Source organism: Colwellia sp. MB02u-9 (assembly GCF_014077085.1).
Taxonomy (GTDB): Bacteria; Pseudomonadota; Gammaproteobacteria; order Enterobacterales; family Alteromonadaceae; genus Cognaticolwellia.
In genome coordinates this window covers 17,422-39,298 of the sequence record NZ_JACGVF010000100.1, presented here as the reverse complement: position 1 = coordinate 39,298, position 21,877 = coordinate 17,422, and the positions used below count along the sequence as shown (strand labels likewise).

General features: G+C 40.7%; 14 protein-coding genes. 8 read left to right on the top strand and 6 right to left on the bottom strand.

Annotation, left to right across the window (positions count from 1 at the left end):
* Positions 1-131: 131 nt before the first annotated feature.
* The 3 genes from H4J65_RS16355 to rapA all read right to left on the bottom strand — a co-directional run bounded on the left by H4J65_RS16355 (position 132) and on the right by rapA (position 5,034).
* Positions 132-1,109, bottom strand: coding sequence for a DUF3530 family protein (locus H4J65_RS16355; RefSeq protein WP_182198839.1), 978 nt, complete (start codon positions 1,107-1,109; stop codon positions 132-134).
* 185 nt (positions 1,110-1,294) lie between these two features.
* The gene (locus tag H4J65_RS16350; RefSeq protein WP_182198838.1) at positions 1,295-1,978 is read right to left on the bottom strand and encodes a pseudouridine synthase; all 684 of its coding nucleotides are present in this window, start codon (positions 1,976-1,978) and stop codon (positions 1,295-1,297) included.
* Positions 1,979-2,121: 143 nt separating this feature from the next.
* Positions 2,122-5,034 (bottom strand): RNA polymerase-associated protein RapA, encoded by a 2,913-nt coding sequence (gene rapA, locus H4J65_RS16345; protein ID WP_182198964.1) that lies wholly within the window; start codon positions 5,032-5,034, stop codon positions 2,122-2,124.
* A 459-nt stretch (positions 5,035-5,493) separates the two neighbouring features.
* On the opposite strand from rapA, the gene H4J65_RS16340 reads away from it, so the two are divergent.
* Both H4J65_RS16340 and H4J65_RS18210 read left to right on the top strand, forming a co-directional pair.
* Positions 5,494-6,873: a PhoH family protein gene (locus tag H4J65_RS16340; protein ID WP_182198837.1), complete on the top strand. Its 1,380-nt coding sequence runs from the start codon at positions 5,494-5,496 to the stop codon at positions 6,871-6,873.
* A 171-nt stretch (positions 6,874-7,044) separates the two neighbouring features.
* Positions 7,045-10,374, top strand: coding sequence for a response regulator (locus tag H4J65_RS18210; protein WP_182198836.1), 3,330 nt, complete (start codon positions 7,045-7,047; stop codon positions 10,372-10,374).
* A gap of 11 nt (positions 10,375-10,385) precedes the next feature.
* Here H4J65_RS18210 and H4J65_RS16330 read toward each other — a convergent pair whose 3' ends face one another.
* Complete coding sequence (locus H4J65_RS16330; RefSeq protein ID WP_182136442.1) at positions 10,386-11,297, bottom strand: hypothetical protein; 912 nt, start codon at positions 11,295-11,297, stop codon at positions 10,386-10,388.
* A gap of 364 nt (positions 11,298-11,661) precedes the next feature.
* Between H4J65_RS16330 and H4J65_RS16325 the strand changes: the two genes are divergently transcribed.
* From H4J65_RS16325 to H4J65_RS16300, 6 genes are all read left to right on the top strand, one after another.
* On the top strand, positions 11,662-13,440 hold the full coding sequence (locus H4J65_RS16325) for an acyl-CoA dehydrogenase C-terminal domain-containing protein (protein WP_182198835.1): 1,779 nt from the start codon (positions 11,662-11,664) through the stop codon (positions 13,438-13,440).
* A 423-nt stretch (positions 13,441-13,863) separates the two neighbouring features.
* A complete protein-coding gene (locus H4J65_RS16320) occupies positions 13,864-15,159 on the top strand; it encodes an alpha/beta hydrolase (RefSeq protein WP_182198834.1) in 1,296 nt (431 codons plus the stop codon).
* Positions 15,159-15,914 carry a VacJ family lipoprotein gene (locus tag H4J65_RS16315; RefSeq protein ID WP_182184049.1) on the top strand — a complete coding sequence of 252 codons (756 nt, stop codon included), beginning with the start codon at positions 15,159-15,161 and terminating at the stop codon, positions 15,912-15,914. The genes H4J65_RS16320 and H4J65_RS16315 overlap by 1 nt, the downstream gene beginning before the upstream one ends.
* Positions 15,915-16,067: 153 nt before the next feature.
* Positions 16,068-16,841: a 1-acylglycerol-3-phosphate O-acyltransferase gene (locus H4J65_RS16310; protein ID WP_182136438.1), complete on the top strand. Its 774-nt coding sequence runs from the start codon at positions 16,068-16,070 to the stop codon at positions 16,839-16,841.
* Positions 16,841-17,191 (top strand): ribonuclease E inhibitor RraB, encoded by a 351-nt coding sequence (gene rraB, locus H4J65_RS16305; protein ID WP_182136437.1) that lies wholly within the window; start codon positions 16,841-16,843, stop codon positions 17,189-17,191. The genes H4J65_RS16310 and rraB overlap by 1 nt, the downstream gene beginning before the upstream one ends.
* 71 nt (positions 17,192-17,262) lie before the next feature.
* A complete protein-coding gene (locus H4J65_RS16300; RefSeq protein WP_182136436.1) occupies positions 17,263-17,418 on the top strand; it encodes a hypothetical protein in 156 nt (51 codons plus the stop codon).
* A gap of 114 nt (positions 17,419-17,532) precedes the next feature.
* Here the strand turns inward: H4J65_RS16300 and H4J65_RS16295 are convergent, their stop codons facing one another.
* A complete protein-coding gene (locus tag H4J65_RS16295; protein WP_182198833.1) occupies positions 17,533-20,622 on the bottom strand; it encodes an efflux RND transporter permease subunit in 3,090 nt (1,029 codons plus the stop codon).
* Positions 20,619-21,797: an efflux RND transporter periplasmic adaptor subunit gene (locus H4J65_RS16290; RefSeq protein WP_182198832.1), complete on the bottom strand. Its 1,179-nt coding sequence runs from the start codon at positions 21,795-21,797 to the stop codon at positions 20,619-20,621. The genes H4J65_RS16295 and H4J65_RS16290 overlap by 4 nt, the downstream gene beginning before the upstream one ends.
* Positions 21,798-21,877: the final 80 nt, after the last annotated feature.

The window sequence follows — 21,877 nt, the reverse complement described above, 5'->3', positions numbered from 1 at the left end:
GCTCATAACTTCAAACTGACAACTACTTTTAGCGATAAGTTTAAAGCTGTCAGCTGTCAGACAATGCCAACTTGCCGTTGATGTTTATTTTTACTGACAGCTTATAACTTCAAACTGATAGCTTCTTTTATTTACCAACCCATCGCACTAAGCCAACTGATAATAGCTTTGGTTAAGGTTTGTTTCGCATAGTAACCCGTGGCTTGATTACTTAATTGTCTTTGTCGGTAATATATTTTCATGGCTCTTTGGGCAAAATCTTTTCTCATTTTTGCGCTGGCCAGTACTAAACGGTGATCGCGCTGCAAATATAAATCGAGTACAGGATAATCGCTTAACGCGAGTTGTTGAGCAATTTTATCGTTTTCGGGCAAGGTCGGCATATAACTACTGAGCATTACTAAAGCACTGGGTTCGGCCACCAATGCTTGTTGATAGATATTCAGTAATACGGCGCTATGATTGCCTTCTGCTACCACAATAATGACGCCTGGGTAGCTTTTCGCTTTTGTAATGACTGCTTGCATAACATCAGCAAATTTTTTCTCATAGTTTGTTAAGGTCTCAATATCTTCAGTGCTACGCTCTTGCGCCGTGAAGGCTTGTGAAGGGTAGCTTTGCGGTTTATGCGGGGGATGCAAGGTAATTGTGGTCCAGCCATGTTGTGGCATATTGCTACTTAGCTGATTGAGTGCATTAGGTGTTGCTATGCTTTGTTGCCAATCAGGAATTAACACCATCACGCCTTTATTAATTGCCGTGGTGTGTTCATTAATGACCGTAAGGTAGCTGTCAGTACCTACCAGTAATGGCACTATTTTTTCTTGCGCTAAGTAGTGTTTAATATCTTGCTGCTGCTGCTCAAAAGCATCAACAGGTGCCTTGATCATGACTTTATTTTGCTGGCTATCTTCTGTGGACTTTGTTGGCGCAGTGCTAGCTTCAGTGTGAGTGTCAGCTTCAGTGCTTTTTGGTGCCGTTGAGCTCGTGTTATCCGTTTGCTTTTTAGGCTCAGCAGTCTCCATTGCCCATGAATGCGCGCTGTTAACTAATAGACTTAAGGTCGTTAACGCGATGAATAAAAATAGTGGGCGTATGTTTAAGCGCATAAAAAGCAAACTTCCTCAAATGGGTGACTGAGCAATAACTGCACATTGAGTATCAGTAACTGATGGTCGATAACGGATCATTAATAACGGATTATTAAGCGCGACAAAACCGGCTCTAGTGATATTATCGACGCTAGTGGGGCTTTCTTTAATTAGCTTTTAACTAGCTCTCGCCGCTCTTGGTGTTAATCAAACGGACAGGCTTTTGAAAATGTTAAGGTTTGCGCTGTCACTGGATGGCTTATTTGTAGCATTTGGGCATGCAATTGTAAACGGCTACTCATCGCCAAGGCTTGCTCGTGGGCATAAAGTCGATCACCGAGTATTGGGTGGCCAAGCCACAGCATATGCACGCGCAACTGGTGAGAGCGTCCTGTTATGGGTGTCAGCTCAACTAAGGTGCTAGTTTGACCATCAATATCTTGGCGATAACTTAATACCTTATAATGCGTTAATGCCGCTTTACCTTGTTGATGATCTATTTTTTGTTTTGGTCTATTTGGCCAATCACCCATTAGGGGTTGCTCAACAGAGCCTTGCGCTTTTTCAATCTTACCAAAGACCCGAGCAATATAGCTTTTTTGCGTTAAGCGTTTTTCAAACTGGCGACTAATAGCCACATGCGCAGGTTTATTAAGTGCCATCACCATAATACCCGATGTCGCCATGTCTAATCGATGCACAATAGTTGCCGTGGGCAATACTTTGTGCACTCTACTTTCTAAACAGTCTTGATGCTCAGGTAAACGGCCAGATACGGTCAATAAACCACTGGATTTATTGACGACCACAATATCATTGTCGTGATAAATAATATCAAGGTAGGGGCGCATTTGAGGCTGATAAATAAAGTCAGGGTTAGCAGCCATTTTATTGTTTTCCTTTTAAACGCTTGTACTGTTGAAGGTTGTACTTTTTGATGTTGGTAAGCTAGCCATCAGGTGACAGAATATGCCCAGCCTGATGGCTTTTATCAAGAGCTTTTAGTGTTTAGCTTTTAGTCTGTATTGACTTAGTTGCTGACCACAATTAAACGTACCGCTTCAAATTGAATTTTGGCTTTTTCAATATATTCAGCCAAAGCCTTTTTTTGCATAAGAATAAAGTCAATTTCTTGCTGACGCACACTTGGGTTGATCGCTTTTAGCGCGGTTAAGCGTTGATGCTCTTCATCCATAGCTAGGTGCATAGCTTTCAGCGCTTTTTGTTGAATCGAATCAACTTGCTGCTCGGCATGGTCTTCTGCTTTGGCGACTAACGGAGCCACTTGGCTTCTAAGTGCCTTAACTAACTGCAATGCCACTTGCTTTTTAACCGGTGATAATTGTTGATCTAATACGGTTTCGCTAACTTTATCAGCAAGGTTATTGCCATTTTTGTCGACTAATATCCGAATAGGTGTAGTGGGTAAATAACGCCCTAGTTGTAAATTGCTCGGTGCGATGGCGGCTAAGGTAAATATGCACTCTAAGAAAAATGTGCCGGTAGGTAGTGCGGGATTTTTCAAAACACCAATACTAGCGTTACCAATTTCATCACAAAGTACCAGTTCCATCGCGCCGCGCACCATAGGATGATCCCAAGTGATCAGCTGATAATTTTCAACCGCTAAGGCGGTGTCACGATTAAAGGTAATGGTGGTGCCGTCTTCAGGTAAGCACGGAAAGTTGGCACATAACATATGTTCAGAAGGCTGCAGGGCAATGGCGTTATCGGCTTTATCATCTTGTTGAATACCAAAAACGTCTAACAGCTGAAACATAAATTGTGGTAAATGAATTTGCTGATCTAGTTGTGCTATTTTCTTCACTAAAGCATGCGCTTTACCTTGGCCAGAAGAATGTAACTCAAGCAGTTTATCACGACCGGTTTCTAAATCTTGTTTGATGGTCAGATGCTTTTCATGGCTTTGCTCAATCAAGTTTTGTGCTTCGCTAGAGTCCCAGTTGGCACTAAGCGCCAGCTCAAATAAGCTTTCACCAAAGGCTTTAAACACCGAGTGACCCGTAATACAGGTATGTTCAAAGGCGTTCAACGCTTGTGTATACCAATTAAACAGTAAGCTCTGCGCTGACTCTTCAAAGTAGGGTACATGGATACGAATAATTTCTGTTTGGCCGATACGGTCTAAACGCCCGATACGTTGTTCAAGTAAATCAGGGTTAAGTGGTAAATCAAATAACACTAAATGATGAGCAAATTGGAAGTTACGTCCTTCACTACCAATTTCAGAACACAGTAGCACTTGGGCGCTATCTTCATCTTGAGCAAAATAAGCGGCCGCACGGTCGCGTTCAAAAATACTTAAGCCTTGATGAAATACTGCTGCACGCATACCTTCTTTAACACGTAAGGCGTTTTCCAAGTCGATTGCTGTTTGCGCATGTGCACAAATCACCACCACTTTTTCTTTTTTCAACGACTGTAATAGTGCGATTAAATAGTCAACACGTGGGTCAATATCAACCCAGTCTTCATGGCTATCTAAGCTGAACAATATTTCGGGCGTAAACAAGAGTTTTGCTTGTGCTTGCGACTTTAAATCTTCAGTTGTGCCCGACAATAATAGTTCATTGATCGAGTCTTGATAGGCTTCTGGCATCACCAGTGGCGTGGCATGTAATTCACGACCCGGAAAACCTTTAATGGTGTTGCGACTATTACGAAATAATATACGGCCAGTGCCATGACGGTCTAAAAGCTGGTCAAGAATGTGCTGGCGAGCATTTTTTTTAGCTGCTTCTTCCAGATGATTTATCGCTGCGATATGTGCGCTAACGTCAGCTTCGTGCAATAAGTTGGTCAAGGTGGTTATTTGTTCAGTCGCTAATGGCTCATCGGTAACCAAAGTATTGGCCGCATTGGCGACTTCGGTATAATGCAGCTCTTCTTCGGTGAATTTTTGATAGTCGAAAAAGCGATCAGGATCAAGTAAACGCAAACGGGCAAAGTGACCTTCATGGCCTAATTGATCGGGTGTTGCTGTTAACAATAACACCCCAGGAATAGTTTGCGCTAACTGTTCAATACATTGGTATTCAATGCTGACATTATCTTGCTGCCAGTTTAAATGGTGCGCCTCATCAACCACCATCAAGTCCCATTCTTCATCCATAATAGCTTCATACCAACGTGGGTTTTTGGTAATAAAACCAAGATTGACCAACACCAGTTGTTCAGAACTAAAGGGATTTTCATCTTCGCTGTTAGCGGTGATTTCTTCACAGCGACTTTCATCAAAAATACTAAACGACAAATTAAAGCGGCGTAACATTTCAACCAACCATTGATGCATCAATGACTCAGGTACTATGATCAGCACACGTTTAGCGCGCCCTGTAACCAATTGTTGATGAATAATCAAACCCGCTTCGATGGTTTTACCTAAGCCGACTTCATCGGCTAATAAAACGCGTGGCGCAAAACGACTACCAACTTCTTCGGCAATATATAATTGGTGTGGGATCAAGCTCACACGGCCACCGCTAAGGCCGGTTAAATCAGATTGTTGTTGGCTAAATTGATGCTGTAAGCAATCTTTGCGTAAGCGAAACCAATCTAGGCGATCAATTTGGCCGTTCAGTAGACGGTCATGAGGTTTATTGAATTTAATGAAATGATCAATCATCATTTCTTTTAACGAGCAGGCTTCACCTGTGTCTTGTCGAGTACCAAAATAAGTCAGTAAGTTTTTGTCTTCTTGAGAAGATTCGACATTAAGTGACCAGCCTTCATGGCTTGGAATACTATCGCCAGTATTAAAAATGACTCGCGTTAGAGGGGCATTATCTATGGCGTATTGTCTTGCATCCCCTGTAGCCGTAAACACGATAGTAACAAAACGACCTTCGACCGCGGTAACCGTACCTAGTCCTTGATCTGACTCACTATCACTAATCCAGCGTTGTCCAGGGTAAAATGACATAGAAAAAAACTCCAACTCAATAACTCGCGCAAAAAATGCACGCCAAAAAAAGGGCGCTATAGTACCGTTAATCATAGAAGTGATCATTAAATAAATCGGTAAAAGGCGACTTTTTTTGCTTTAAATTTATAGAATTGAGTTTTACTTTTAGTAATAGAGCCTTTTCAGTCCAATAATGATGGATATGACTTAGCGCTTAACCCGCAAAAGCGGCTTGCTTGCGGGAAAGTAAGCTGTCAAAGTGGTTATAAGCTTAATAGCATAAGCTTTATTAGGATTATTTTTATAGTGGCTTTTTATGACGGCTTTTTATCATGACTTTTTATGACGGTAACGCTATGGTAAAAAAGAACAAGTAATGACATTGTTTTGGTTAGATGAATTATCAAATTTTTGGTTTCTAGCAGCAGTTTTAAGCAAGAATACTGTGCAGCCTTCAACTTGGGAAAGGACTTTCATATGACAGCAAATAAAATTATTTATGTTTTAGACACCAATATATTATTACACGAACCCTTCGCTTTCCTCTCTTTTAAAGAACATGATGTGGTGGTGCCGATGACTGTACTAGAAGAATTAGATTCTATCAAAGACCGCCACAAAGATGTCAGTCGTGATGCGCGAGTAGCGATTAGAGCGCTGGAAGATACCTTAGTTAATGCCACGCCTGAACAAGTACTAGCAGGCGTTAAATTACCGCAAAACGATGACCTACACCCCAGTGGCTGTTTAGCTATTTTCAACGATTATGCCTTAGACGAGAGTAAGGTGAAATTGTCTTTTAATGAAAATGACAATCGCATTATTAGTAGCGCGATTTATTTACAAGCCAAACATCCAGATAATAAAGTGGTGCTAGTCACCAAAGATATTAACATGCGCTTAAAGGCAAAAGGCGCTGGACTTGCTTTTGTTGAAGATTACCGCACGGATCAACTCATTGATGATATTAAGTTTTTAACCAAAGGTTATCATCAATTTCCGGGTGATTTCTGGCAACAGGTTCATGACTGTGAAAGTGAAACAGAGGGCCGTAATACCACGCACTATATCAAGCGTGATTTACTGCCTAATGGCTATATCAATGAATACCTGATTGACGAAGGCGAACACTTCGCAGGTAAAATTACCGGGTTGGACGATGAAAACTTAGCGATAACCGATTTGAGTCGTGAGCGTTTAATGGCAAAACAAGCGTGGGGCATTCATCCAAAAAATATCTATCAGGGTATGGCAATGGATGCCTTGCTTGATCCCATGATTGATTTAGTCATTCTTACCGGCCCAGCCGGCTGTGGAAAAACTTTACTTGCCTTGGCAACCGCGCTAGAGCAAGTGATAGAGCGTGGACTTTATGATAAAATTATTGTCACCCGCAGCACCCCTGAAATCGCAGAGTCAATCGGCTTTTTACCCGGTACGGAAGAAGAAAAAATGGCACCTTGGTTAGCCGCCATCACCGACTCGTTAGAAGTGTTGCACAAACAAGATGAAAATATGAATGGTAGTCTTAACTATATTATTGATAAAGCGAACATTCAGTTTAAATCAGTCAATTTTATGCGCGGTCGCAGCATTCAAAATACTTTGGTGCTACTTGATGAATGTCAAAACCTCACGGCTTCACAATTGAAAACCATTATTACCCGTTGTGGTGAAGGCACAAAAATAGTGTGTTCAGGTAACTTAGCGCAAATAGATAGTAACTATTTAACGGCAGTAACCTCCGGTTTGACCTACATTGTTGAGCGTTTTAAAAATTTTCCAGGTAGCAGTAACATCAACTTAAATGGTGTTGTGCGTAGTCGTTTAGCGTCATTTGCCGAAGAAAATCTATAAAAATTTAGTGCGGCGGTGATATTATCCATTTGTTACAATATCACCGTTAACCTTTTCAGTGCTATCCTCAGTCAGTACTTTGATTTAATATTAGGTCATAAAGTTAAAGGTAACTTGCCGATGAGCTAAATTTTAGCGCACTTGCCTCTATATCATTATTAGGACTTGTTAGTGTTAGTAGAAAATTCAAAAGAGCAACTTCTTCAACGCTACAATAAATCAGTCATTGTGGTTTTTTCCAGCATTATGCTGCTGACTTTTATTATCATCTCTTATAATTATTATCTCGCCCGCCAAGATTTTCGAGACTATAAATTAGCTAAGCTGAGTGAATATAGTGCGCAGCTTAATAATAAACTGACCGGTACGGTAGAAACCCTCGCGGGCATACGTGATTTAGCTGAATATTATTTGCGTTTCCCGGGAGAATTACCTAGTCAGCCGCCGTCTTTGCGACAAGAAGGTCAGTACTTTTACCTTGATAAAAATCGACAAAATTTAAGCACTAATCATCATATGATGAGCGGCAATATTACCGGCGTTGGTCGTATTGACACTTTCAATCAATCCTTGCTGCATGAGCTAACGATGGCTAATGCTTTAACGCCGGCATTTGTTACTGCAAAAAAGTCAATCAAAGAAGCTAACTGGCTGTATTACATTTCAATGCAACGCTTTGTTAATTTATATCCTTGGGTACCCAGAAGTATCTGGCAATACAATGATCAAAGTTTAAGTAATGAGTTAATGCTGAAGATAAAAACCTCAAAGCACAAGGATGAAAAGCTTTGGGCACGGCCTTATGTTGACTCGGCGAGTAAAGGTTTAAACACCATGCTAGGTATGGGAGTGTATTTAGACCATGAGATGAAAGGGGCGGTGCTCATTGATATGAATACGGCGGGCTTATATAACTATTTGCCTGAGGTAAGCGAAGTAGACCACGGCTATATTATTGTTGATAAGCAAAGTCATGTTTTGTTGCATAAAAATAACAGCAATCTTCCGCTAAATGCACAAACCGCTTTTAGTGACACTGCACCGTCGCAATTAAATCAGTTCAGTTATCAATCGTTACTCAATATTATGCCAAGTGCTGAAATTGGTGATTGGGTTGTTCAGCAGCAGAAGTTGGTTATTAATGACTGGATTTTATTGGAGTATCATCGCAAAGAAAGTTTCTATACTACGATTAATCAGCGTTTTTTGTCGATACTGATCAGTATTTCTTTTGGCTTTTTAAGTTTATTAGTGGTGGTTTATTACGTTACCTATCGCTTATTTATCGGTCCCTCTAAAAAATTCATCAGGCATATTGAACATTGTTCAGCGGGTGATCCCGGTAAAATAAAACCCTCTGCCGAATGGCGCCACTGGTTTAAAATTGTCGAAGATTTATTTGGCCAAAATCGCAGCTTAATGCAGCGTTTAAAGGATCAAAACATTGAGCTAGATTCGAGAGTAAAAGAAAAAACTCAAGCGTTATCACATAAAAGTGAGCAACATCAGCGTGACTATGCGCTGTTACGCTCAGTGATGGATGCGATTCCAGACTACATTCTATTTAACGATCAACAAGGCGCTTTAATTGGCTGTAATCAGGCCGTTGAAAAACGGGTCTTACGAAAAGAAGTTGATATTTTAGGCGATCAAATTAATGATTTTATTGCGGCTGATATCAGCAAAAAAGTGGCGCAGAATATTAGTCAAAGTCAGCGAGGTCATTCATTTGTGGCGCATCATCAAACGGTGCCGACTGAGCATAATACCTATGAAATTTATCAAGCGCCGTTTTATGGGGTGTTTAATGAATTACTTGGCAGTATTATTTTAATTCGCGATGTGACTGAGCAATTTAAGATTAACCAAGCCCTGCAGCGCGCGAAAAATCAAGCTGAAGAAGCTAACCAAATTAAAAGCCAATTTTTGGCGAATATGAGTCATGAAATTCGTACGCCGATAAATGCCATGCAAGGGATGTTTTTTCTCTTACAACAAACGCGTTTAAATAAGGCTCAGGAGCAATATTTAGGTAATGCTCAAACCGCTTCAAATACTTTGCTTTATTTAGTAAACGAATTGCTTGATTCGGCCAAGGTAGAGTCAGGAAATATGTCTGTACATAAAGAACTGACTGGACTGGAAAGTATTGTATCGCAAGCACTTAATCTTAATATTGGGGCACTCGTTGGCAAAGAGCTAAGTTTAAGTGTTGCCATTGATAGCCAAGTGCCACTAGATATTCATACTGACACTATGCGTTTAGTGCAAGTGTTGAGTAATTTACTTAATAATGCGATTAAATTTACTGAGCGCGGCAAAGTTGCGCTTAGCGTGTCATTATCTTGCCCCACCACCGAACCGGTCGATGCAAAAAATATCGCTGTGTTATTTACCGTGAAAGATACCGGCATAGGTATAGAAAAATCAAAACAAACGGGCTTATTTGAAGCATTTAAACAAGCCGATGAGTCGATGACCCGAGTTTATGGTGGCACAGGGCTAGGGTTATCAATATGCCAACATATTGCGCATTTACTGGGTGGCAAAATCACTATTGACAGTGTTTTAGGCCAGGGCGCTGAATTTACCTTAGCTTTACCTATGGACGCACCCAATATGCCGGTTTGCGATACCGGTTACTCTGCACATTGCTTAACTAAGTTTCGACCGCAATTTTCGACCAGTACTGTGCTGAATTTATCGGTAAATATACCCGAAAAATTACGAGAGAACTTTACTGATATTGCGCAAGCTGTGATAGACATCTCAAGTTTTTCAGCGCTAAAAACGGTTGATGCTAAAGCAGATAAAATATTACTTATCGATAGTAGCAAGTATCCGCAAGATTTGTTGAAAAGTGAATTGGATATAATAAAGCAAGAGGTCGCTGTACTGGCGTTATGTCAGCCAATAGCCAGTGTTATTTCAGCTGAGCTACTTGAGCAATTAAACCGCAATAGTATTAATTACTTGTTGCTTGAAATGCCGTTATACCGAAATGTTATTGCTAAGTTGGCCGAGGAGCTTTGTCGGCTCTCATCACATGGCGCCATAATGGATAATAAAATGACGACTAACCGTCATGAGCTTGATGCGGTGCAACCAAAAGTAGGCAGCCTAGCTGGATTGAAAGTATTGTTAGTTGAAGACAATCTGGTTAATCAATTGGTGGCGGTTAAATTATTGCAGTCCATGCAGGCGCAAGTGACTGTTGCACAAAATGGTCAAGAGGCGTTAGAAAAATTACCACTGGAAAATATTGATATTGTTTTGATGGATATTCAAATGCCCATCATGGACGGATTAACCGCCACTAAGCATATTCGCGCTCAACCACAATATAACCGCTTACCCATTATCGCTATGACAGCTCACGCCCGTGAAGAAGACAAGCAGCAATGCTTAGCGGCGGGTATGAACTTGCATATTGCTAAGCCAATTAGCCTAAAGGTATTACGCGATAGTATTTTGTCGCAACTGGTCAAAACACTAACGTAATTGCGCTGATATTAAGTGCTAGGGTCGGCAAAAAAAGCTTCGGCATAATAGCGGCCATTGCGTATGGCAAACTCAGCACTTGCTGATAATTCTCCAATGCGCATCATTGCTGGGCCAGTGGGCTCAGCTAAAATGTAGTCTAGGCCATCGATAGTGATGGTGAGTTCATCGCCTTCGCTTGGGATATTTATCGCGAGTAGGGCATGATTATCGATAAAAACCAACTGCATTTTTATACGTGGCATTAGCGCTCTAAAAATAGCAGCGGTCAGGGTTACTTTACTGTCACAATCACCTTGGTTTTGCCACAGTATTTGCAGCGGCGGATTAAACCCCGCGCCGGTTGATGTGACCCTCGACTCTAACGTAGCATAAGGAATACTTTGGATAAATCCGAGCACATAATTACTGACCTTTCTGACACTTTCCTCACCAACACGGTCTAAAATAAGGCCTTTTAGTACGGATAGATCAGTAAATGACTCTTGTGCGAAGCGAACATGGTCGGGCTTAATGGCTAAGCTGTTATCATAAGTAACAAATTGAGTATAATAGTTACGGGTTAAATGCTCATTCATAAAGTCTTGTTCAAGTTGCGCTATGCTTAGATACGCTTGGTCAAGTGCTGTTTTATTTTCACTGTTGAGTTCCATTTGTAAATTATTACCACGACCTAAAAATGTCACTTTTACATCAGTGATAGGGTGTTGTGTCAGTTGTTTTCTCATTTGCTGATCAACGTATTTGCTAGCGTGGTTGGCTTTATAACTTTTAAAGTTTCTAAAGCGATCAAATAAAGCCACTTTATCAATAGCAAAACTTAACGCTTGTGGTTGCTGAGCTTGGTCTAGCCATTGGTAGTTAAATTGTACATGCCCATCGGTTGTTGTTTTATTAAAATCAAGCTGCTTTGCCGACGTCATAGTCGCAAAGCATAATATTAAAATAACTACTGCCCCAAATAATCTCACCACTCACCTTTATCGCTAAATATTAACGCCTCAAGCTTATACCAATTTCACTAACTTTGTGAGCATTTTTGCTGGTTAACATAAGCCACTATTTTGTTGTTTATTTAATAATTATAACAAGCAGTTATTAAGAAAACCCTTGGTATTTAGTCATTGTTACTGGCTATAAAGTCGTTGTTCTAAGCAATGAAAAGGCTATGAGGTTGATTTTTAATGACCGACGAATTTATCATTTTACTTTTACTTTTACTGTCTTTGCTATATATTCAAACGAGTGTTTTAATTAATTGTTTAAATTACCTGTTTGGAGAATGTGATGGCTGACTATCAAGTACCTTTAAAAGATATGAATTTTTTGTTATATGACGTATTTAATGCTGATAAATTGTGGCAGTCATTACCGGCATTAGCTGATCGGGTTGACCGAGATACCGCCGAAGCAATTTTAGAAGGTTGTGCAAAAATTGCAGAGCAAGAAATAGCACCATTGTCGCGCAATGGCGATGAAGTAGGGGTTAGTTTCGATGCGGGTAAAGTCACGACAGCACCCGGCTATAAAGAAGCGTTTAAAACTTATGCTGAAGGTGGCTGGACCTCATTAGGCGGAGACCCTGACTTTGGTGGCATGGGCATGCCTAAAATGTTGACCGCATTTCATGAAGAAATGTTATGTTCGGCGGATATTTCATTTTCACTTTACCCAGGCTTAACTGCTGGCGCTGGCTTGTCGTTAGCAAAACATGGTAGTGAAGCATTAAAGAATCGCTATTTAACCCGTATTTATGCCGGCGACTGGTGTGCAAGCATGTGCTTAACTGAAGCCCATGCCGGCACTGATCTAGGCATGATCAGAACGAAAGCGGTACCACAAGCTGATGACAGTTATTTAGTGTCAGGGACAAAAATATTTATTACCGCCGGTGAGCATGATCTGACGGAGAATATTATCCATTTAGTGTTAGCTAAATTACCTGATGCGCCCGCTGGACCTCGTGGAATTTCATTATTCTTGGTACCAAAATTCAATGTTAATGATGATGAGTCCATCGGTGAACAGAACAATGTCAGCTGTGGCTCTATCGAACATAAAATGGGTATTCATGCTTCAGCTACTTGTGTGATGAATTTTGATGGTGCTAAAGGTTATTTAGTCGGTGAGCTCAATAAAGGCTTAGCTTGCATGTTTACTATGATGAACTTTGAGCGAGTTGGTGTAGGTATCCAAGGTTTAGGTGCAGCAGAACGCTCGTATCAAAATGCTTTAGAATATGCCAAAGATAGAATTCAAGGGCGTTCTTTATCTGGTGTTAAGTCACCTGATGCCCAAGCTGATTCGTTATTAGTACATGGTGATGTTCGTCGCATGTTGTTAAACATGAAGGCGTTAAATGAAGGTTCACGTGCCTTATCAACTTATACGGCTATGCAATTAGACATTGCGACTTATGGTACGGGTGAAGCGCAAGTCAAAGCGGATCAACTTGTTGCTATAATGACTCCGATTGCTAAAGCGTTTTTTACTGATCTTGGCTTTGAAAACACCGTTGCTGGTCAACAAGTTTTCGGTGGTCATGGTTACGTTAGAGAATGGGGACAAGAGCAGTTAGTGCGAGATACCCGTATTGCACAAATTTATGAAGGCACTAACGGTATTCAAGCGATGGATTTGTTAGCCCGTAAAGTGGCCGGTAGTAAAGGCAAATTTGTGGCAGTCTTTCTTGAAGAAGTACGTGACTATATGCAAGCGGATAAAGTGGATGCTATGCAAGAGTTTACTCAACCTTTGGCTAAGGTCACAGATGAACTTGAAGAATTAACGCAATACTTGTTAACCGCAGCACAGACTTCGCCAGAAGAACTGGGTTGTGCGGCCAATGACTATTTACACATATTTGGTTATACGGCGATGGCTTATGTTTGGGCTAGAATGGCAGAAGTTTCACTGGCTGCTAGCGATGATAAAACTTTCCATGAAAGTAAAGTCCGTACCGCTCGTTACTACTTTGCCCGATTATTACCCCGTACTCAGTCGTTGATCGCCTCAGCGAAATCTGGCCAAAGTGCGATGTTTGATATAGCTGAAGAGCTTTTTTAAAGACCCGCTTTACTCGCCATTAAATACCTAATGAAAAAGCCAATTCAATCACCTTGAATTGGCTTTTAATTTTTGATGGCTTAGATCAACCATCCGTAGTTCAAATCCGCATCAGTAATGTGAGACAATAAGCGACTTTATAGCTATTTGGGATATCTATCATGTAAGATATTCAGTAGCATTTAGTGAGTGAATTAACTATTGATCAGTCTGCACCAAATTTCACTGAAGAGTTCACTGAAAAATTCACTGATAAAATGATAAGACACTTCACAGCGAATGCTCGACTTTATAGCCCATTCATTATATTAGTAAGCACTTAGAAACGGATTGGCATGGCTAGGTTTATGCCTAGGTTCATGGGTAGGTTATAGGTGTTTGGTAGATATCAAATTTTAAACACACAGGATTAGGGAGAAACCAGTGCGTATTTTTAGTGTTTTACTCATCATAATGCTAGCAGCATGTAGCAGTAAACAAGATGAAGTTGTTGTTAGTAAACCAGTATGCGATTTAGCCTATTCGTCTTATCAAGCCACCGTTACCGGCTACTGCCAAGAAGCGGCTGCTGACCTACCAGAGTCATTAGACATTATTAATAAAAGTATAACGATTAAGCCGTTAGATGAAATTTCTGAGGTATTTTGGTTTAACAAAAAAATGAAATACTCGTTAATAAAACAAGAAGCGAGTGCACCCTTGATTTTTATTATTGCAGGTACTGGAGCGAGCTACGATAGTGTGAAAATGCTCAGCCTGCAAAAAAGTTTTTTTCAGCAGGGTTATCATGTCATCTCATTGTCATCGCCCACCTTTGCTAATTTTATTGTTAACTCACCTAACACCCAATACATGCCGGGTGATTTAGCGCATGACGCAGAATATTTATATCAGGTGATGAATTTAGTTTGGGCACAAGTTCAAGCTCAAGACGCCGTAGAGGCATTGTCATTTTCTCTTACGGGTTACAGCTTAGGTGGCGCGCACTCAGCATTTATAGCGCTACTTGATGAAGAAAAACAGGCGTTTAACTTTGAAAAAGTGCTTCTGATTAACCCACCGGTTAGTTTATATAACTCAGTCAGTATTTTAGATAATTATTTTGATCTAGGTGAAAATCGACCCGCGGCGGTTGCTATGTTTGATGATATTTTTTCCCGCTTTTCTATTGCTTACTCAGCACAACGGTCTTCAAAATTTGATCAAGGCTCAATATTCAGTTTATTTAAAAATGTTGCCTTAACTGAAGCCGAATTAAAACTGTTAATTGGCGCCTCGTTTAGAATAGCGTCATCAGATATGATATTTGCCATCGATGTTAGTTTTAACACGGGCGCAATCACCTATAAAAACCACAGGATAAGCAAGCTTGAGAGTTTAACGCATTCACTGCAACGTGCCAGTGATATCACCTTTGGTGATTATTTTGACCGTGCCATGCTACCCAGAGCCCAGCGCGAAGATGCCAGCATCACCAAAGCCGATTTGATCGAACGTTACAGCTTACATGCCATTGAAGATTATTTAACCGCATCTGATAAAATTTATTTGGTCACCAATCAAGACGATATTATTTTACAGGCGGGTGAGGTGGAGTATTTACAGAGCATTTTTACCGATAGGGCAAAAATTTTCCCTCGTGGTGGACACTGTGGCAACTTAGATAGACTCAGTTTTGTTGAGCACCTACAGACCACGTTCCAAGGAGGGTTAAATTAATGTCAATGCTTGCCAATAAGTGTTCTAAGTTATTCGCTATCGCCCTGTGTTTTTTATTGTTAGCCTGCTCCTCACAGCCAAAATTAGAGAGTACGGCCATAACACCGATCATTGCGATACCAGATAATCTGGCCGAACTTGGTGTGATGAGTGCTTATTCCGACCCTTGGGAGGGGTTTAATCGTCGTATGTATTATTTTAATGCTAAAGCCGATGAATACGTTTTATTACCCATAGTGACGGGCTATAAGAAAATCACCCCTGATGTTGTTGAAACTGGGCTGAGTAATTTTTTCAATAATATGGCTGAAATATCAACGTTTATCAATTCGTTATTGCAGTTTAAATTATCAGTGGCGGGCGAAACATTAGGTCGTTTCGCTGTTAATACCAGCTTAGGTTTAGCAGGGTTAATCGACGTTGCAACACCTATGGGCTTAGCCGCGCAAGATGAAGACTTTGGTCAAACACTAGGGTTTTGGGGCGTTAAGGCCGGACCATATCTCGTTTTACCTCTGTTGGGCCCCTCGTCACTGCGTGATGCCACCGGTCTTGTTTTTGATGGTTTAGCAGATCAACAAGTGATGGATGAGCTGGGGATGAAATCTGAAGAGGAACTTTATCTTTCATTACTGAACAGTATTGATGCTAGAGCCAGATTACCTTTTCGCTACTACGGCTCGGGTTCAGCATTTGAATATGACTACTTTAAATTACTTTATAAGAAGTATCGTGAAATTCAAGTGGCTCGTTAACCCAGTTTACATAAACTGCAGTGACCAAAGTCAGCTGAATCTGCCCAGTGTTAGGTATCTTAATGTAGCTTAGCGATAACAATTAATGGTAGGTTTAGCTATTTTATTAATTACAGGTATAATCACGCCTGGTAAATTTTATAGGAATGTCTTTTGTTAGCAGTTATTCGTGTCATATTGATGACTTTTTCTTTAGTTATCATCTGTATTTGTTCAATTTTATTCTGTTTGATTAGGCCATTTCATCGCGACAATGTTCATCATACAGCTAATTATCTTGGCAAAGTTGCAAAAATTTTAGGTTTAGAGGTTGAGGTTAGAATACCAGAGTCGACAAAAAATATGGGCCCTGTTGTCTATATTTGTAATCATCAAAATAGCTATGATATTTTCACCGTCAGTAATGCTGTTCAACCCGCAACGGTTAGTGTTGGCAAAAAAAGTTTAAAATGGATCCCCTTTTTTGGTCAAATGTATTGGCTAACGGGTAATATTTTAATTGATAGAAAAAATAAAAATAAAGCCATGAATACTATCGATACTACCGCTAGAAAAATTCGTGAAAAAAAGCTGTCTGTTTGGTTATTTCCAGAAGGCACACGCAGTTATGGCCGTGGTTTATTACCTTTTAAATCAGGCGCATTTCGCACGGCGGCAAAAGCTAATGTACCTATCATTCCTGTTTGTGCAAGCAACACTCATAAAACCATAGACTTAAATCGTTGGGATAACGGTAAAATGATTATCGAATTTTTACCACCGGTATATTTATCTAGCGAAGATAAAGATAAAATTCGCAACATAACCAATAAAACCCGCAGTGACATGCTAGCGAAAATTGAACAATTGAATATTGAAACAGACCGTCAGCTACCACAAGTAGATGACCAAAATTCGCCAGATAAGCAAACAAGTGAGATAAAATAATGATTGATGAAGCATTGCAACAATGGCAAGAACATACCGAGCAATTGATCGCTACACTAGTTGAAGATGGCACAAATGAAGAAGTTCACCATACAATTGAACATCATTTTTCTAGTGGAGACTTTGATATTCTAGAAAAAGCGGCGATTACAGCATTTAAAAGCGGCTTTGAAATTGAAGAGCCAGAAGAGGCCGAATTAGAAAACGGAGATAAAGTCTTTGCTTTCGATATTGTGACCGAACAAGCTTTAGATTTTGATATTATTTTTGATGAAACAAAAACGATGTTCGAATTAGCAAAAAAATGTAACGTAGATTATGATGGCTGGGGTACCTACTTCGAAGAATAAGCCAATATCGATCAGCAGGAAGGATCAGCAAGGAAGGATCAACAAGTAACTCACGACAAAAAGGTTATCCAATGGAATGGTTAAACACGTTATTACGACCTGAAATTTTAGCGCTATTAATTGCAATTGTAGCGATTGTTGCTGTGTTTGTAGTTGCCACACGCAAGGCGCATCATCGGCATCAAGAGCGCATAGAGAATATTAAAAACGGCTTTAATCCTGATTAATAAAAAACGCAAAGTGTCACACTTTGCGTTTTTTTATCACTGATATTTATGGCCAATAAGGCTTTATTAACGATAACGCTAGCCATTTTGTAAAGTGAATTTTATCAAAGCGCATTAAGCTAATACCGGCTGTTTTGTTAATTCAAAGGCATTACGTTGACTTAATAGTGAAAACGCTGCCGGGACAAAGATAAAGGATAACAGTGTGGTTAACACTGTACCACCGGCAACCGCGACAGCAAAAGGTGGCCAGAAGCCACCACCTGCAAGAATTAAAGGCAGAAAGCCACCAACAGTAGTTATGGTTGTTGAACTAATATGACGGGCGCAACTTTGTACGCAGCGAATAATAGCTGTACGGTCACCTTGTATCGCTTGCTCATCCATTTTTAGTTCAGCTATGATCACAATAGCCGCATTAATAGCCAGTCCCATTAACCCTAATAAAGCAATGATAACGGTAAAGCCAAAGGGGTAATCAAAAATATAAACGCTCAGTAAGCCTAAGCCAATGGATTGAAATGCGGATAAAAATATAATCGCACTGAGTCTAAAAGAATTAAACGACAGCACCACAACTGTAAGTAGCAGGGTTAATATCAAGCCAACACTGGCCATGAGTTTACCCACCGCTTTATTGCGCTCTGCCGATTCACCGCCGAATTCTATTTGATAACCATTAGGTAATTGGTAGTCAGCCTTAGCCATACTTTCTTTAATTCGGTTAAGTACGATAGACGGTAAAACGTCTGCGCGAATATAGCCCTCAATAACATTCACTCGTACGCCATTGCGATGCGGAATAGCGCCGCGACTGGGTTTAATCTCTAAATCTGCGATGGCAGTTAAGGCAATTGACTGCTTTGAGCTGGGATTAATAATGTTAATGTTGGCTAATGCCGCTAAGTCATCTCGTTGTTCGTTACCAATTCTAACCCTGACAGGAATTGATTCTGTTGCCTCAATAACCGAGCCGTTGGTTTGACCTGACAGTGTGGTATTAAGTTGCTTGGCGACCTGTACTAACGACAAGCCAGCTAAGTTAGCTTTTGCTTCGTCAATATTAACCCAAACTTTTGGCGTGCCAGGTTGTAGTGTTGAACGGCTATGGGTAATGTCTTGGGTTGCTGACATAAAAGCGCGAATATCATCACCAATTGTTTTTAAACGATCAAGATTTGGGCCAAAAATACGCAACTCTACCGGTGCGTTAAAGGGCGGGCCTTGTTCAAGTTTTCTGACTAATATTTGCGCTTCAGGTAACATATCATCAAGTGTTTGTTGAATTTGGGGAATTAAACGATTCGCTGCCGAAAAATTTGTTGCGGTTACCATACCTTGGCCATAATACTGCGCACCATCTTTGGTTGGCATTAAATTATAGTAAAAAGAAGGCGCATTTTTACCGATAAACCAGCGAACCGATTCAATGCCATCGAGTGCTTCAAGGTAGTTGGTAAGTACTTTACTAACCCGCTCAGTATTGATTATGCTGCTTTGTGCGGGTAAAAAAAGTTCAACCTGAAACATGTCACGATCTGATGAGGGGAAAAATTGCTCTTGCAGCTGTTTAGCGGCAATAAAACCTAATAAAGGCAAACAAACTACCAAGGTGATCACCAGTTTTCTATGTAGTAGTGACCAGTTAAGCAAGCGCACAAAACCACGATTTAACGCCGGTAAACTAATCCCACTTTGATACCAACGAGTCGAATTTTTATGCCTGTGTCGGCTAATAAAACGACCTGATAAGCCAGCAACAATAGTGTGAGATATAATATAAGAGCCGACTAAAGAAAATATAACACTAAGCGCAATACCGCCAACAAACTCACCGGCAGGCCCTGGCATAAGCACAATCGGCATAAAGGCTAAAATGGTGGTTAATGTTGAACCCAGCAAAGGTAACCATAAGTGATTGACTGCATTGGCTATCGCGTCAAGCCTACGTTGGCCCTTTTCGATATTGGTTTTTACGGTATCAGCCATCACAATGGCATTGTCCACCATAATACCCAAAGCAACCACTAAACCCGTCACCGACATCTGGTGTATAGGGAGGCCATAAAAATTCATCACGGATAAGGTAAATAACACGGTTAATGGCAGCGATAAGGTGACAATCAAAGCGGCTTGCCAGCCTAAGGTAATCAGTAATACTGCGGCAATAATGGCAAATCCTAGTGCGATATTACCGACTAAGTCGCTTAAACGCGCTTCGGTATAGCTGCTTTGATCGAATATCACCTCCAAAGTGACATTATTAGGTAGCGTTTGTGTAAATGAGGTTAACGCTTTTTGCACCGATGCACTCCATTGGTCGATACGCAAGTTTGGCAACATGCGGGTAGCAACAACTACCGCTTGTTGATTGTTGACCATGGCTATTTCGGTTGGCGGGTAATTGACTGTTTTTCGAATATCAGCAATGTCTCCCAAGCGTACTAAGTTGCCATTATCATCAGCTTTTATTGAGATGTTACTAATTCGGTCGGTGTCCTGTAATGCACCAACCAACTCTATTTGCATTTGATTGAATGCGTTGGTGAGTTTTCCTGCCGATACTTTAGCATCAGCATTAAGAATTTTTTCTGAAATATCATTGATTGAAAGGTTTAATTGGCTGCTAATAACGGGGTCCACCTCGACCAGTACTTCCTCTGAGCCTTGGCCGAATATAGTGACTAAATCTGTACCATGAACCAGTTTTAGCTGATTTTGTAATTCATTAGCATAGCGACCTAAAATAGCAATGTTGGGTGTCTCGCTGCCTTGCCAATTTAGGGCAATTATTTGCGTGTAAGCATAACCTCTGTCGTCTTCTAGTACCGGCGTTAGTGTGCCGTTTGGCAAACTTGGGCTGAGATCGTTCAGTAAATCTCTAACCCGTGACCATATTGGCTTGGGATCGGTAATTTCATCTTGTAATTGCACTTGGACAATTGAAATACCCGCACGAGAATTTGACGTGAGTAGATTTATTTCTGGTAGTTTTCTAAGGCTTTGTTCTATTTTCTCGCTGATCAGTACTTCAACTCGCTCAGCACTAGCACCCGGTAATTGCGTAATAACGCTAGCGATTCTATTAGTTATCCTTGGATCTTCGGTACGGGGTAAATTGCTTAACGCCCCTAAACCCGCCACCAATAAAAGCGTGATCATCAAGGACATTAAACGACCATTTTTGACAAATGAACGTATCATAAAATTTGCCCTGTGCTAGCCACTTGCTTGATAGCTTCGCTGGCCCGTTTCACTATTTGTCTTGGCACATAGCGATGCACACCACTAGCAATGACTTCGTGTGTCACTAAGGGTAAACCCGTAATATAGGCGGCATCTAGTGTGGCGTATTTTACCTCAACCGTAGTCGCTGATATGGTCAATAAATCATGGGCGGTTGCCGTGACCTGATAAACATTCCATTGGCCACGAATACCGTCAGTTAAAGCCGACAAAGGTAGCCAGAAACCGGCTTGTTCAACACCTTGTTCAATATTGACTTGTGCTAACTGGCCATTATAAAAAGTTAATGTTTGCTTAAGGCCAAGGCGCAGTTCAATGGTGCGGCTAACCTGATGCACCTGTTTACCAATCGCTAATATTTGTCCGGAGAGCGTTTGTTTATTTAAGGTAACAGAGAGCGTTTGCCCTACCACTAATTGGCTTGCTACTTTAACAGGTACGCCAACAGATACTTCGTGAGCAGCCTGTTGGATCAGGTTAAATGCGTCTTGATTGGGGCTGAAGTTTTCTCCTTCAGCGACGGTACGGCTACTGATCACTGCCGCGAAAGGGGCATGGAGTTTCGCGTGTGATATTTGATATTCTATACTGGCTATATTTGCTTGTTGACGGGAAATATCAGCATTGATGATTTTTTTTTCAGCTTCTAGCTCATCTACTGCTTGTTTAGAACTGTAACCTTTAGTCCTTAAATTATTGATACGAGATAAATTTAGACGATTGAGTTCGGCCCGTGCACGAAATTGCTCAATGGTGGCCACTATTGCTTGGCGTTGAATGGTGAGGAGTTCAGTATCAAATTCTGCCAATAATTGGCCTTTACTAACAAGGTCTCCACTATCAACATAAACTTTAGCAACCTTACCGGCATATTCAAAACTTAATGACGTGAGCTGTTTACTGACCACTTTGCCAATATAGGCGCGTTCAATGTTGTAAGACATACTGGGTGATATGGTGCGAATGTCGGCGCTTTGGTGGTAATTAGCACTTTGTTTGTTTGCTTGTGTCGTTGTTGGCTTAGTTTTTTGACTAGGTTCTTGAGTAGGCTCAGAGCAAGCACTGAGTAAGGCGAAGGAAAGAACTAAGCCATAAACGCGAAAAAACCTTGTAGTACGCTGATCTATTAACACGGAATGCACCTTAAACGTATAACATATAAACTAGACCGAACAGTCTAGTTTAGTCAAACTAGACTGTCTAGTCTAATTTG

Excerpts from the sequence above, each read along its gene's own strand:
- H4J65_RS16355 (WP_182198839.1), bottom strand. The coding sequence starts at position 1,109 with ATGCGCTTAAACATACGCCCACTATTTTTATTCATCGCGTTAACGACC.
- H4J65_RS16350 (WP_182198838.1), bottom strand. The coding sequence starts at position 1,978 with ATGGCTGCTAACCCTGACTTTATTTATCAGCCTCAAATGCGCCCCTAC.
- rapA (WP_182198964.1), bottom strand. The coding sequence starts at position 5,034 with ATGTCATTTTACCCTGGACAACGCTGGATTAGTGATAGTGAGTCAGAT.
- H4J65_RS16340 (WP_182198837.1), top strand. The coding sequence starts at position 5,494 with ATGACAGCAAATAAAATTATTTATGTTTTAGACACCAATATATTATTA.
- H4J65_RS16330 (WP_182136442.1), bottom strand. The coding sequence starts at position 11,297 with ATGACGTCGGCAAAGCAGCTTGATTTTAATAAAACAACAACCGATGGG.
- H4J65_RS16325 (WP_182198835.1), top strand. The coding sequence starts at position 11,662 with ATGGCTGACTATCAAGTACCTTTAAAAGATATGAATTTTTTGTTATAT.
- H4J65_RS16315 (WP_182184049.1), top strand. The coding sequence starts at position 15,159 with ATGTCAATGCTTGCCAATAAGTGTTCTAAGTTATTCGCTATCGCCCTG.
- rraB (WP_182136437.1), top strand. The coding sequence starts at position 16,841 with ATGATTGATGAAGCATTGCAACAATGGCAAGAACATACCGAGCAATTG.
- H4J65_RS16300 (WP_182136436.1), top strand. The coding sequence starts at position 17,263 with ATGGAATGGTTAAACACGTTATTACGACCTGAAATTTTAGCGCTATTA.
- H4J65_RS16295 (WP_182198833.1), bottom strand. The coding sequence starts at position 20,622 with ATGATACGTTCATTTGTCAAAAATGGTCGTTTAATGTCCTTGATGATC.